Source organism: Plantibacter sp. lyk4-40-MEA-4 (assembly GCF_030209415.1).
Taxonomy (GTDB): Bacteria; Actinomycetota; Actinomycetes; order Actinomycetales; family Microbacteriaceae; genus Plantibacter; species Plantibacter flavus_A.
The window spans coordinates 624,743-637,058 of record NZ_JARVSA010000005.1 but is presented as its reverse complement, the minus strand read 5'-3'; the positions used below and the strand labels follow the sequence as shown (position 1 = coordinate 637,058).

The 12,316-nt window shown below is 69.8% G+C and carries 13 protein-coding genes; 6 read left to right on the top strand and 7 right to left on the bottom strand.

What is annotated here, in order from left to right; all coding sequences use genetic code 11:
- Window positions 1-22 precede the first annotated feature (22 nt).
- Window positions 23-739 (bottom strand): PAQR family membrane homeostasis protein TrhA, encoded by a 717-nt coding sequence (trhA, locus tag QRN44_RS12920; RefSeq protein ID WP_121289943.1) that lies wholly within the window; start codon window positions 737-739, stop codon window positions 23-25.
- A gap of 73 nt (window positions 740-812) precedes the next feature.
- Between trhA and QRN44_RS12915 the strand changes: the two genes are divergently transcribed.
- The 4 genes from QRN44_RS12915 (at window position 813) to QRN44_RS12900 (ending at window position 5,068) form a co-directional block, all read left to right on the top strand.
- On the top strand, window positions 813-1,595 hold the full coding sequence (locus QRN44_RS12915) for an isoprenyl transferase (protein WP_064296447.1): 783 nt from the start codon (window positions 813-815) through the stop codon (window positions 1,593-1,595).
- On the top strand, window positions 1,592-2,758 hold the full coding sequence (locus QRN44_RS12910) for an aminotransferase class V-fold PLP-dependent enzyme (protein WP_175116143.1): 1,167 nt from the start codon (window positions 1,592-1,594) through the stop codon (window positions 2,756-2,758). Before QRN44_RS12915 ends, QRN44_RS12910 begins: the two co-directional genes overlap by 4 nt.
- A 203-nt stretch (window positions 2,759-2,961) precedes the next feature.
- Window positions 2,962-4,386 (top strand): RNA 5'-3' helicase PhoH2, encoded by a 1,425-nt coding sequence (gene phoH2, locus QRN44_RS12905; protein ID WP_079002048.1) that lies wholly within the window; start codon window positions 2,962-2,964, stop codon window positions 4,384-4,386.
- 100 nt (window positions 4,387-4,486) lie between these two features.
- Window positions 4,487-5,068 carry a prepilin peptidase gene (locus QRN44_RS12900; protein WP_121289946.1) on the top strand — a complete coding sequence of 194 codons (582 nt, stop codon included), beginning with the start codon at window positions 4,487-4,489 and terminating at the stop codon, window positions 5,066-5,068.
- A 72-nt stretch (window positions 5,069-5,140) separates the two neighbouring features.
- On the opposite strand, the gene QRN44_RS12895 is transcribed toward QRN44_RS12900, so the two are convergent.
- From QRN44_RS12895 to xseA, 5 genes are all read right to left on the bottom strand, one after another.
- Window positions 5,141-6,544 (bottom strand): class II fumarate hydratase, encoded by a 1,404-nt coding sequence (locus QRN44_RS12895; RefSeq protein WP_079002052.1) that lies wholly within the window; start codon window positions 6,542-6,544, stop codon window positions 5,141-5,143.
- Window positions 6,545-6,611: 67 nt separating this feature from the next.
- On the bottom strand, window positions 6,612-7,253 hold the full coding sequence (locus QRN44_RS12890; protein WP_064296442.1) for a carbonic anhydrase: 642 nt from the start codon (window positions 7,251-7,253) through the stop codon (window positions 6,612-6,614).
- Complete coding sequence (locus tag QRN44_RS12885) at window positions 7,250-7,945, bottom strand: DUF4245 domain-containing protein (protein ID WP_158596546.1); 696 nt, start codon at window positions 7,943-7,945, stop codon at window positions 7,250-7,252. The genes QRN44_RS12890 and QRN44_RS12885 overlap by 4 nt, the downstream gene beginning before the upstream one ends.
- The gene (locus tag QRN44_RS12880; protein ID WP_079002054.1) at window positions 7,942-8,178 is read right to left on the bottom strand and encodes an exodeoxyribonuclease VII small subunit; all 237 of its coding nucleotides are present in this window, start codon (window positions 8,176-8,178) and stop codon (window positions 7,942-7,944) included. Before QRN44_RS12880 ends, QRN44_RS12885 begins: the two co-directional genes overlap by 4 nt.
- A gap of 9 nt (window positions 8,179-8,187) precedes the next feature.
- Window positions 8,188-9,447, bottom strand: a complete 1,260-nt coding sequence (xseA, locus tag QRN44_RS12875; RefSeq protein ID WP_285039313.1) for an exodeoxyribonuclease VII large subunit — start codon at window positions 9,445-9,447, stop codon at window positions 8,188-8,190.
- 135 nt (window positions 9,448-9,582) lie between these two features.
- On the opposite strand from xseA, the gene QRN44_RS12870 reads away from it, so the two are divergent.
- Both QRN44_RS12870 and QRN44_RS12865 read left to right on the top strand, forming a co-directional pair.
- Window positions 9,583-10,614, top strand: coding sequence for a 4-hydroxy-3-methylbut-2-enyl diphosphate reductase (locus QRN44_RS12870; protein ID WP_064296574.1), 1,032 nt, complete (start codon window positions 9,583-9,585; stop codon window positions 10,612-10,614).
- Window positions 10,611-11,219, top strand: a complete 609-nt coding sequence (locus QRN44_RS12865) for a DUF6264 family protein (protein ID WP_285039312.1) — start codon at window positions 10,611-10,613, stop codon at window positions 11,217-11,219. The genes QRN44_RS12870 and QRN44_RS12865 overlap by 4 nt, the downstream gene beginning before the upstream one ends.
- Window positions 11,220-11,281: 62 nt before the next feature.
- Here QRN44_RS12865 and fbaA read toward each other — a convergent pair whose 3' ends face one another.
- On the bottom strand, window positions 11,282-12,307 hold the full coding sequence (fbaA, locus tag QRN44_RS12860) for a class II fructose-bisphosphate aldolase (protein WP_064296439.1): 1,026 nt from the start codon (window positions 12,305-12,307) through the stop codon (window positions 11,282-11,284).
- Between the last annotated feature and the right edge of the window lie 9 nt (window positions 12,308-12,316).

Genomic DNA, 12,316 nt, shown 5'->3' with positions numbered 1-12,316 from the left:
CCGCTCGCCGGGAGGCGGGTCGTCAGCGGTTGTAGACCGGGTCGATCGCGATCAGCAGGATCCCGGTCCAGTGGGAGAGGAACGCGAGCACCGTGCACAGGTGGAAGAGCTCGTGGAACCCGAACCGCCCCGGCCAGGGGTTCGGGCGCTTCATCGCGTACATGACCGCGCCGACCGTGTAGAACAGGCCACCGGCGGCGACGAGCACCATCGTGGTGAGGTTGCCGCGGGCGATGTCGCCGAGGTACGCGACCGCACCCCACCCGAGTGCCAGGTAGAGCGGGACGTACAGCCACCGCGGGGCGTTGATCCAGAACACGCGGAAACCGATGCCGAGGAGCGCGCCGCCCCAGACGAGCACGAGCAGGAGGTTGCCCTGCGCCGGTGGTAGCGCGAGCACGGCGAGCGGCGTGTAGGTGCCGGCGATCAACAGGAAGATGTTGGCGTGGTCGATCCGCTTGAGGAGGAGCTTGACCGAGGGTCGCCAGGAGAACCGGTGGTAGAGCGCCGAGTTCCCGAAGAGCAGCATCGAGGTGAGCACGAACACCGTCGAACTCCACTTCGCGGCCGCACCCTGTGCGAGCACGACGAGGACGATGCCGGCGACGATCGAGATGGGGAAGATCCCGGCGTGCAGCCATCCGCGCCAGGTCGGTTTGACCTCCTCCGGTGCGGCGGCATCGTCGGCGGCGACCTCGAGCAACGGCAGCTTCGGCAGCTCGGGATCTCCACTCGTCATGGGTCCAGGATACGGGGTGGCACGGAACCCGTACTGGGAGCGATGCAGGAAACTGCACTAGCGTTGCAGGGTGATGACGAGGCATTCCGCACCGGTGGACGGCTTCCTGTACGGCGTCTACGCACGGCGCCTCCGGAAGGCGCTCACTCCGCAGACGCTGCCGCACCATGTCGCGATGATCATCGACGGCAACCGGCGGTGGGCCAAGCAGCTCGGGTACGACACCGCGGCGCACGGCCACCGGGCCGGTGCGGCGAAGATGCGTGAGTTCCTGACCTGGTGCGACGATCTCGGCATCGGCGTCGTCACCCTGTACCTGCTGTCGAGCGACAACCTGGTGAACCGCGCGCCGGACGAGCTGGACGACCTCGTCGACATCATCGCCGACCTCGCCGAGGGGCTGTCGCACTACCGTGACTGGCGCGTGAAGCACGTCGGTTCGAGCGACGGTCTCCCGGAGTCGCTGCGCACGGCGTTGACGAGTGCTGAGGAGCGCACGGCCGACCGTGCCGGCATGCACATCAACCTCGCGGTCGGCTACGGCGGTCGCACCGAGATCGTGGACGCGATGCGCGCGATCGTCGCCAAGCACCACCTCGAGGGTCGGAGCCTGGAAGACCTCGCGGCGCTGCTCACCCCCGACCTCATCGGTGAGCACCTCTACACGGGAGGCCAGCCCGACCCCGACCTCGTCATCCGCACCAGCGGCGAACAGCGGATGAGTGACTTCATGCTCTGGCAGAGCGCCCATAGCGAGTTCTACTTCGTCGAGGCGCTCGGGCCCGACCTCCGCGAGGTCGACTTCCTCCGCGCCCTCCGCGACTTCTCCAGGCGGCAGCGGCGGTTCGGCGGATGAGCCGGTCCACGCCCGCCTCGGAGCCGGACGAGCCGGAGACGGCGTCCCGGTTGGAGACCTTCCAAGCAGGATTCGGTGAGGTCGACGGCTATCTCAACTACGGCAGTGTCGGTCCGTTGGCCGCGTCCGTCGTCCTCGAGGCCGCCCGCTGGAACGACGTGCTCGCGAGTGCGACGCCCGGAACGCTCGGCGCGGTCGACGGGCAAGACGAACGGATGCGGACCGCCGTCGGGACGCTCACCGGGTTCCGCGCCGATCAGGTCGTCGCCCAGCCCAACACCTCGCAGGGCCTCATGCACGCGATGTTCGGTCTGAGCGGCACGGTCCTGCTCTCCCGCCTGGAATACCCCACGCTGCCGCTCGCCGCGGAGCGGGCCGCCGAGCACCGGCACGTGCTCACGCCGAGATGGCTCGAGACGCGACGCGGACACGTGACGGCCGAGAGCGTGCACGAACAGCTCGACGACACCGTCACCGCCGTGGCCGTGAGCCTCGTCGACTACCGCACCGGATACGTCTGCGACCTCGAAGCCGTCCGCGAGGTGATCGGCGACCGCCTCCTGATCGTCGACGCCATCCAGGGCTTCGGCGTGGTCGACGCCCCCTACGCCGTCGCCGACGTGGTCGCCTCGGGCGGGCAGAAGTGGATGCGCGCAGGCTGGGGCACCGGATTCCTCGCCCTGAGCGACCGCGCCGTCGAGCGGCTCGAGCCGGTCTTCTCGGGCGTGACCGGCACCGACGAGGCCTGGCCGTTCAGCGCTACCCCGGCACCGAGCCGATCCGTGCGCGCATACTCGATCACCAGGCCCGACCCGCTCGCGGCGGCGCGGTTCGCGGCGTCCTTGGAGGACACGGTCGCCGTCGGGACCGCGACGGTGCACGCGGCGATCGCCGAGCTCACGGCCGAGGTGATCGAGCTCGCGGACGAGTTCGGTGTCGCGGTGGTCTCCTCGCGAGACGAACACGATCGCGCGGGCATCGTCGTCCTGGAGCCGGAGGAGTCCGTCCTCGACACGCTGTGGACCTCGCTCGAGAACCACGGCGTCACCGCGACGATCCGCGCCGGGGCCGTGCGGCTCAGCGTGCACGCCGGCACCAGTCGGCAGACGCTGGACCGACTGCGCGGTGCGCTGCTCTCGTTCGCGACGGCCGCGAGCTACTGAGCCGCCGTCCGACCACCGGCGGTCCAGGAGACGGCCCCCATCTGTTCACCTCCCCGTAACAGGACACGGGGCGTGTCGTCGCACCGATGTCGGTGGCCGGACGTACGTTCATCTCATCGGGCATGGAGCCCGGTCGAGACGGCCACACAAGTTCGGCTCGAAACCCTGCAGGCGGCCGTTTCGCACAGTGATCCGAGCATCAGATGCTCGGGGTGGGAGTGGTTGTGGCCTCGCGAGAAATCCAGAACACGTCAGCCGACATCGAGACGCGGGATGCGTCGACGAGACCGAGCCGACGACCTGCCGACCACACGGTGAGCGGGGGAGATCAGGCGCAGGCCGAGATCACCTACGTGCTCGACACCTCCGTGCTGCTGTCGGACCCCAAGGCGCTCTTCCGGTTCGCCGAGCACGCCGTCGTCATCCCGGTCGTCGTCATCAGCGAGCTCGAGGGCAAGCGCAACGACCCCGAGATCGGCTACTTCGCACGTCAGGCACTCCGCATCCTCGACGAGCTCCGCATCGAGCACGAACGCCTCGACTTCCCGATCCCGGTCGGTGACGGCGGATCCCTGCGGGTCGAACTCAACCACTCGAGCATGGCCTCGCTGCCGTCCGGTCTCCAGCTCGGCGACAACGACTCGCGCATCCTCGCGGTCGCGCTGAACCTGGCGAACGACGGCCTGACGGTCACGGTGGTGTCCAAGGACCTGCCGCTGCGCGTCAAGGCGGCGTCCATCGGTCTGCAGGCGGAGGAGTACCGGGCGGAACTCGCGGTCGACTCCGGCTGGACGGGCATGTCCGAGATCACCCTCGGCTCCGAGGACATGAGCACGCTGTGGGAGCGCGAGGAGGGGACGACGCCGATCATCGAGGACTTGCCGATCAACACCGGCCTCGTGATCCACTCCGACCGGGGATCCGCACTCGGGCGGGTCACGGGCAAGCGCAGCTACAAGCTCGTCCGCGGCGACCGCGACGTCTTCGGTCTGCACGGACGCTCGGCCGAGCAGCGGCTCGCGATCGACCTCCTGCTCGACCCCGAGATCGGGATCCTCTCGCTGGGAGGTCGAGCCGGGACGGGGAAGTCCGCGCTCGCCCTCTGCGCGGGTCTGGAGGCCGTCCTCGAGCGACAGGCGCACAAGAAGATCATGGTGTTCCGGCCGCTGTACGCGGTCGGCGGCCAGGAGCTCGGGTACCTGCCCGGCGACCAGGGCGAGAAGATGAACCCCTGGGGACAGGCGATCTTCGACACGCTCGGCGCGGTCGTCTCGCAGAACGTGCTCGACGAGGTGGTGGAGCGGGGCATCCTCGAGGTGCTGCCGCTGACGCACATTCGAGGCCGTTCGCTCCACGACGCCTTCGTGATCGTCGATGAGGCGCAGTCGCTCGAACGCAACGTGCTCCTCACGGTCCTCAGCCGGATCGGGCAGAACTCGCGGGTCGTCCTCACGCACGACGTCGCCCAGCGCGACAACCTGCGCGTCGGCCGCCACGACGGCGTCGCCTCGGTGATCGAGACGCTCAAGGGGCACCCGCTGTTCGCGCACGTCACGCTGACGCGCTCGGAGCGCTCGGCCATCGCGGCACTCGTGACCGAGATGCTCGAAGGGAACGAGCTGGCCTAGCGGCCGTCGGCGGAGCGGGCCGACAAGGCTCGCTCCGCCGCCTCCGGCCGCCTGTGGAGAACGCCGGAGGCCGGCACGATGATCCTCCTATCCTGACGGGATGCCCTCGCGACCGACCTCCACCGGCAGGCGGCTCCGCCCGCGTGTCGCCACCGCGGCGATGGCCGGCTCGACGCTGCTGCTCGTGGCGGTCACTCTGGGCCGACTCGACCCCGACCCGCGTCCGGTCGTCATCGTGCTCGTCTGGCTCGCCTGCATCACGCCGCCGCTCGTGCGCATCGACGTCGCGGAGCGGCGGCTCCCGAACCGTCTCGTGCTGCCGGCGCTCACCATCGCGGTGCCGCTCACGGCCATCGATGCCGCAGTGCGTCAGGTGGCCCCGCTCGAACCGCTCCTGATGGGGTCCGCGGTCGGCGCCGTCCTGTACGCATGCGCCCTCTTCGGCGGGCTGGGCATGGGGGACGTGAAGCTCGGCGCGCTGCTCGGCCTCGCGGTCGGCTGCTTCGGGACGTCCGCGGTGCTGCTCTTCGCGGTGGTGTCGGTCTTTTCGGCCGGCCTCGCGGGTGTGGTCGTCGTGCTTCTCGCACGCTCACATGGTGGCTCCGCTGGCTGGCGCACCCGCATCCCGTTCGGCCCGTTCCTGCTCCTCGGCTGCTGGAGCGCGGTCGCCGCCACGGCGTGACCACACGGACGGAGACGGCCCCGGAACCGCGAGGGTTCCGGGGCCGTTCGGTGTTTCGACGAGCGGGTCGACTCAGCCGGGGTGCGTCATCGAGAGGACGTCGAGCGCCGTGTCGAGCTGCTCCTCCGTGATCTCGCCGCGTTCGACGAAGCCGAGGTCGACGACGGCCTCGCGGACGGTGAGGCCCTTGGCGACGGAGTGCTTGGCGATCTTCGCCGCCGACTCGTAGCCGATGATCTTGTTCAGCGGGGTGACGATCGACGGCGAGGAGCCGGCGAGTGCCGCAGCGCGGTCGAGGTTGGCCTCGAGGCCGTCGACGGTCTTGTCGGCGAGGACCCGGGTCGCGTTCGACAGGAGACGGATGCTCTCGAGGAGCGCCGTGCCCATGACCGGGATCGCGACGTTGAGCTCGAAGGAGCCAGAGGCGCCGGCCCAGGCGATGGTCGCGTCGTTGCCGACGACCCGTGCGCCGACCATCAGGACGGCCTCCGGGATCACGGGGTTCACCTTGCCGGGCATGATCGAGGATCCCGGCTGGAGGTCGGGGATGTGCAGCTCGCCGAGACCGGTGTTCGGGCCGGAGCCCATCCAGCGGAGGTCGTTGCAGATCTTCGTGAGGCTGACCGCGATGACCCGAAGGGCTCCCGAGGCGTCGACGAGTCCGTCGCGTGCGCCCTGGGCCTCGAAGTGGTCCTGCGCCTCGGTGATGGGCAGCTCGGTCTCCTGCGCGAGCAGCTCGATGACGAGCTGGGGGAAGCCCTTCGGCGTGTTGATGCCGGTGCCCGTCGCGGTTCCGCCGAGCGGGACCTCCGCGACGCGGGGGAGCGCCGTGCGCACACGCTCGATGCCGAGACGCATCTGGCGCGCGTAGCCACCGAACTCCTGGCCGAGGGTGACCGGCGTGGCGTCCATGAGGTGCGTCCGGCCCGGCTTCACCGCGGTCTTCCACAGCTCGGCCTTGCGCTCCAGCGAGACGGCCAGGTGGTCGAGGGCCGGGATGAGGTCGTCGATGAGAGCGCTCGTGACGGCGATGTGCACGGAGGTCGGGAAGACGTCGTTCGAGGACTGCGAGGCGTTGACGTGGTCGTTGGGGTGCACCGGGCTGCCGAGGCGCGCGCTCGCGAGCGTCGCCAGAACCTCGTTCATGTTCATGTTCGACGAGGTGCCGCTGCCGGTCTGGTAGGTGTCGACCGGGAACTGCGCGTCGTGCGCGCCGGTGATGACCTCGTCGGCCGCTGCGGCGATCGCGTCGGCGACACCCTGGTCGAGGACGCCGAGCTTGGCGTTGGCGAGTGCCGCGGACTTCTTGATCCGGGCCAGTGAGGCGATCTGCGCCGACTCGAGCCCGCTGCCCGAGATCGGGAAGTTCTCGACCGCCCGCTGCGTCTGCGCGCCGTAGAGCGCGTTCGCGGGGACCCGCACCTCACCCATGGTGTCGTGTTCGATGCGGTACTCGGTTGCTGAGGTGTCTACCACGCTGTTCGTTCTCCTTCGTGCGATTGCGGTGGTGCTGCGCTCGACCGGTCGGTGAGCGGGGTGGAGGTCATTCGGGGACGGTGACGTCGCCGATCACGATGTCGGCGACGGCGGTGCCCTCGAGGAGCTTGTAGTTCGCGCCGATGATGGCGACCGTCCCGGCCGCCACGGCGTCGCTGATGAGCTCGGAGCGCGAGACGACCTCCATGACGGTGCGGCGGAGGTGGCGTCGTCCTACCTCGGAGGTGTCGACGGAGGCCGCGTCGATCGGTGCGGGGCCGGCGACCGCGCTCACGGCGGGGACGATCTGCTGGATCAGCTGGTCGATGTACGGGGGGAGCGGGGTGGCGTCCTCGATCTGCGAGTCGATCGCCGCGCGGACGGCGCCGCACTCGTCGTGCGCGAGCACGAGGATGAGTGGGACCTGCAGGACGCCGACGGCGTACTCCAGGGTGCCGAGCACCGAGTCGGAGACGATCTGGCCGGCGTTGCGGACGACGAAGAGGTCGCCGAGCCCTTTGTCGAAGATGATCTCGGCCGCGAGGCGGGAGTCGGAGCAGCCGAAGATGACCGCCTCCGGGGCCTGGGAGTGCGCGAGGGTGGCGCGGCGTTCGACGTCCTGGCGGGGGTGGGCGGGCTGACCAGCGACGAACCGCGCGTTCCCGCGCTGCATCTCGCGCCAGACGGCACCGGGGCGCTTCTGGGTCATTCTGAGTCCGTTTCTGCAGGGGCGCCCGGCGGGGCGTCGAGGTTGGCGGTGACCCCGGTGCGCACGGAGCGTGCGACATCGAGGACGTACTCGGGCTTCGCCGTGCCGAACACGGCGACCGTGCTCCGACCGGCGACGGTCGACAGGGCGTACGCGACGTTACCGTCGTCGGAGCCGCTGCCGTTCGCGTATTCGACCCACTCGACGCCGTCGATCGTGACGGTTCCGGTGGGGCGTGCTTCGTCGAGCTCGGCGAGGAGCCAGGTGTCGTTGGCGTCCACGCCTTGCACGAGGCCGACGAACTCGTCGTCGGGGGAGATGAGTCCGACGTTCCAGGAGCGGATGTCGGGCGTGCCGGCGACCGGTGAGGCTGCGGTGCGGACGTCGGCGTAGTTGCTGCCCCAGTCGTCGCCGAGCTCGGGGGTGAGGAGTGGGACGGGGAGGTCGGGCTGCGCCTGGCCGGCGAGTTGCGCGTAGTCGACGGTCGGGCGTTCCGGGGCCTCGCCTCGGGGCACGGCGAGCACGATCACTACCACGAGGCCGACCGTGGCCAGGAGCGACAGGACGAGGTTGTTGACGGTCTTGCGGGAGCGGTACAGGCGGGAGTTCTCCGCCTTGCGGTCGGCGGTCTCCTGCGGCGTCTCGGGGCGGCCGAGCTCGGCAACGACGCGCGGCGGCTTCGTGCCCTTCACCGCGGTGCGTCCGGAGTGCCGGATCCGAGCTGGGCGGCGCGCGCCGCGTCCAGCCGTGCCTTCGCGCCGATCAGCCACTCCTCGCAGCGCTGGGCGAGCTGTTCGCCGCGCTCCCAGAGCCGGAGGGAGTCCTCGAGCGACGCCGAGCCCTGCTCCAGCTCGGACACGACACGCACGAGCTCGTCGCGTGCCTGCTCATAGCTGAGCTCCTGGACATCGGAGGGGGTTGGCATGCTTCTATCCTATTCGTCGTCGGTCCGAGCGGCAGCCGTGGCCGGGCCGGTACTGGAGGCGCCGATCGCGCCGGAGGCGAGGGTGACCAGGAGCTCCGTCCCGGCGGGGGCGTCGCCCTCCGCACGGATGACCACGCCACGCGGGACGCCGGCCTCCGGGTCCGCTCGTTGGACGATGGCGTAGCCGCGGTCGAGCGTGCGCTGCGGCGACAGGGCGCGGAGGTGTGCGCGGAGTTCCGTCACCTCGCGCTGGGAGCGCTCGACGGCGCGGTCGATGAGCTCGGCACCCCTGGCGACCGTTCGGGTCAGCTCGTCCGCCCGTGAGTCGACGATCCAGGACGGGTCGGCGAGCGCGGGACGGGTGCGGAGCGTCGCGAGTCGGTCGATCTCGTGACCGAGCAACGAGGTCACCCGGGAGGACAACCGGACGCGGGCCTGCTGCACCCGAGCGAACTCCTCCGCGACGTCGGGGACGACCCGCTTGGCGGCATCGGTCGGTGTGGAGGCACGGAGGTCGGCGACGTCGTCGAGCAACGGGCGGTCCGCCTCGTGGCCGATGGCGCTCACGAGGGGTGTGGTGCAGGCGGCCGCGGCACGGACCACGCGTTCGTCGCTGAACCCGAGGAGGTTCTGGAAGTCGCCACCGCCGCGCGCGACGATGATGACGTCGACCTCGGGGTCGGCGTCGAGCGTCTGCAGAGCGCTCACGACGTCGCCGGGGGTGCGGTCGCCCTGGACGGCGGCGTGGACGACGCGGAACCGGACCGAGGGCCAGCGCAGTTCCGCGTTGCGCAGGACGTCCTTCTCGGCGTCGGAGTCCTTGCCGGTGACCAGCCCGATGCACTGCGGGAGGAACGGGAGCGGCCGCTTGCGCGACGCGTCGAAGAGCCCCTCCTCGGCGAGCTGCCGACGGAGTCGCTCGAGTCGCTCGAGGAGGTCGCCGATGCCGACGTGCTTCATCGCCATGACCTGCATGGTGAGCGTGCCGCCCTTGAGCCAGTAGTTCGGCTTGACCAACGCGACCACGTGGTCGCCCTGTTTGAGGTCGGCGGGGATCTTCGCGCGGACGGACGACCAGATGGTGAACCCGACCGTCGCATCGATCTCGAGGTCTTTGAGCTTGCCGTAGACGTTGCCGCCCGAGGCGCCCCACTGCGTGATCTCGCCCTCGACCCAGACCGTGCCGAGGCGGTCGATGTAGTCGCGGAGCTTCGTGCCGAGGAGCGCGACCGGCCAGGGGGCTTCCATGGTGGCCGGTGCATCGCTCATCCCTCAAGCCTAGCCGCGAGCACCGACGGCGCGCCGGTCGCGGACCACCCGGCCGTTCACGGCCGACTCCCGAGCGCTGCCGCGTAGAATCCACACGTGACCGATCTCCGCGACGCCCCAGCCATCGGCCTCGGCATGCCGAGGCTCCGACGTATCGCCGGACGCCTCGCAGACCTTCCCGTCGCCGGGGAGAAGCGCGTCCTGCTGGCAGCCCCGCGCGGTTACTGCGCCGGCGTGGACCGCGCGGTCGTCGCCGTCGAGAAGGCGCTCGAGCACTACGGCGCGCCGGTGTACGTCCGGAAGCAGATCGTCCACAACGTGCACGTCGTCGATCAGCTCGAGGCCCAGGGCGCCGTGTTCGTGGAAGAGGTCGACGAGGTGCCGTCCGGCGCGCACATCGTCTTCAGTGCGCATGGCGTCTCGCCCGCCGTGGTCGATGCCGCCGCCGACCGCGGGCTGCTCGCGATCGACGCCACCTGCCCGCTCGTCACGAAGGTCCACCGCGAGGCCGTGCGCTTCGCCCGCGACGACTACGAGATCCTGCTCATCGGACACGAGGGGCACGAGGAGGTCGAGGGCACGGCCGGTGAGGCGCCCGACCACGTCACGCTCGTGACGAGCCCGGAAGCCGTCGACGACCTCGTCGTCGCCGACCCCGACAAGGTCGTGTGGCTCTCGCAGACCACGCTGTCGGTGGACGAGACCATGGAGACGGTCCGCCGCCTGCGCGAGCGGTTCCCGAAGCTCCAGGATCCGCCGAGCGACGACATCTGCTACGCGACCCAGAACCGTCAGGTGGCCATCAAGAAAGTTGCCCAGGACGCTGACCTCGTGATCGTGGTCGGGTCGGCGAACTCCTCGAACTCGGTGCGTCTCGTGGAGGTCGCGCTCGAGTACGGCGCGAAGGCCGCCTACCGCGTCGACTACGCGAACGAGATCCAGCAGGCCTGGCTCGACGGCGTCGTCACGGTCGGTGTCACGAGCGGCGCCTCCGTGCCGGAGGTCCTCGTCGACGAGGTCCTCGAAGAGCTCTCCGGTGCCGGCTACGGCGCGGTGCAGGAAGTCAAGACGGCCGAGGAGGACCTCATGTTCTCCCTGCCGAAGGAGCTGCGCAAAGACCTTGCCGGCACGACCGATCCGCGCGCCCTGGGAGGGCGTCGACCATGAGCGAATCCCGCCCCCGTCCGCAGTTCGGTGAGTACGCGTCCCCCGAGGAGCAGCGTGCCCGGATCGCCGAGCCCATCGACGAGCAGCGGGCGGAGGAGCTCGGCATCGCGCCGGTCGTCCCCGTCGGACGGCAGCCACGGCAGCAGCAGGAGCCGACCCTCCGCGAGCAGACGCGCGAGCAGGCGCATGAGCCTGGGGTGATGCAGCCGGGCGCTGCGACCGTGGCCGCTAGACGTCCCGTCGCCGGAGACCGCATCGCGACGTCGATCCTGCTCGGACTCGGCCTCGTCGGCCTGATCTACACGATGCCGGGCATGCTGGACCTTCCCGGGCAGATTCGGCCGTTCCTCGTGCAGATGGGAGTGTCGGGGTACTCTTCCGACGGCCTCGCGAGTGCCATGGGCATCCTGGCGCTCGGTATTCAGATCGCGCTCTGGATGGGTGCCGTCATCCTGTCCCGCCGCTCGCTCCGCGCCGGCCGCATCACCTTCTGGATCCCGATCGTCGCCGGCGTCGTGGCGAACGTGGTCTTCATTCTCTGCCTCTCGGTGGCACTCGGGGCCGACCCCGCCGTCTTCGAGTACGTCCGCTCGCAGCAGCCGTAGTCATCCACACACGAAGAACGGGCCCGGCAGCGATGCCGGGCCCGTTCTGTTCGTGCAGGTGACTAGGAGGTGCTGGTGCCGTACGAGCCGAGCTGCTTCGTCGACTCCACGACGCGAGCGGCCATCGCCGACTCGGCGACCTTGCCCCAGGCACGGGGGTCGTAGAGCTTCTTGTTGCCGACTTCGCCGTCGAGCTTCAGCACGCCCTCGTAGTTCGAGAGCATGTAGCCGGCGATCGAGCGGGTGAACGCGTACTGCGTGTCGGTGTCGATGTTCATCTTGACGACACCGTTCGCGACGGCCTCGGCGATCTCGGCGTCGGTGGAACCCGACCCGCCGTGGAACACGAGGTCGAGCGGCTTGGGGCCGTGGCCGTACTTGGCGGTGAGGCCGTCCTGGATGGTCTTCAGCAGCTCGGGCTGGAGCTTGACGTTACCGGGCTTGTAGACGCCGTGCACGTTGCCGAAGGTGAGGGCGGCCATGTAGCGACCCTGCTCGCCGAGGCCGAGCGCCTCGACGGTCGCGATGGCGTCGTCGAGGGTGGTGTACAGGTGCTCGTTGATGTCGTGGCTGACGCCGTCCTCTTCGCCGCCGACGACGCCGATCTCGACCTCGAGGATGGCGTTGATGGCCTTGGTGCGCTTCAGCATCTCGGTCGCGATCTCGAGGTTCTCCGTGAGCGGGACCGCCGAGCCGTCCCACATGTGGGACTGGAAGATCGGGTTGCGACCGGCCTTGACTTCTTCTTCGGAGGCGGCGATGAGCGGCATGACGAAGCCGTCGAGCGCGTCCTTCGGGCAGTGGTCGGTGTGGAGCGCGACGGTGACGGGGTAGTTCTTGGCGACCTCGGTGGCGAACTTCGCGAAGGCGATCGCGCCGGCGGCGCGGTTCTTCACGGTGTGGCCGGCGAAGTAGTCGGCGCCGCCCGTGGTGACCTGGATGATGCCGTCGGAACCGGCCTCGGTGAGGCCCTGGAGGACGGAGTTGATGGTCTGGCTGCTCGAGACGTTGAACGCCGGGTACGCGAACCCGTTCGACTTCGCCTTGTCGAGCATCGCTGCGTACTGTTCCGGGGTGGCGACGGGCATGTCTTCTCC

Coding starts and splice junctions, on each gene's coding strand:
- trhA (WP_121289943.1), bottom strand. CDS start 739: ATGACGAGTGGAGATCCCGAGCTGCCGAAGCTGCCGTTGCTCGAGGTC.
- QRN44_RS12915 (WP_064296447.1), top strand. CDS start 813: ATGACGAGGCATTCCGCACCGGTGGACGGCTTCCTGTACGGCGTCTAC.
- QRN44_RS12910 (WP_175116143.1), top strand. CDS start 1,592: ATGAGCCGGTCCACGCCCGCCTCGGAGCCGGACGAGCCGGAGACGGCG.
- phoH2 (WP_079002048.1), top strand. CDS start 2,962: ATGCTCGGGGTGGGAGTGGTTGTGGCCTCGCGAGAAATCCAGAACACG.
- QRN44_RS12900 (WP_121289946.1), top strand. CDS start 4,487: ATGCCCTCGCGACCGACCTCCACCGGCAGGCGGCTCCGCCCGCGTGTC.
- QRN44_RS12890 (WP_064296442.1), bottom strand. CDS start 7,253: ATGACCCAGAAGCGCCCCGGTGCCGTCTGGCGCGAGATGCAGCGCGGG.
- QRN44_RS12880 (WP_079002054.1), bottom strand. CDS start 8,178: ATGCCAACCCCCTCCGATGTCCAGGAGCTCAGCTATGAGCAGGCACGC.
- xseA (WP_285039313.1), bottom strand. CDS start 9,447: ATGAGCGATGCACCGGCCACCATGGAAGCCCCCTGGCCGGTCGCGCTC.
- QRN44_RS12870 (WP_064296574.1), top strand. CDS start 9,583: ATGCCGAGGCTCCGACGTATCGCCGGACGCCTCGCAGACCTTCCCGTC.
- QRN44_RS12865 (WP_285039312.1), top strand. CDS start 10,611: ATGAGCGAATCCCGCCCCCGTCCGCAGTTCGGTGAGTACGCGTCCCCC.
- fbaA (WP_064296439.1), bottom strand. CDS start 12,307: ATGCCCGTCGCCACCCCGGAACAGTACGCAGCGATGCTCGACAAGGCG.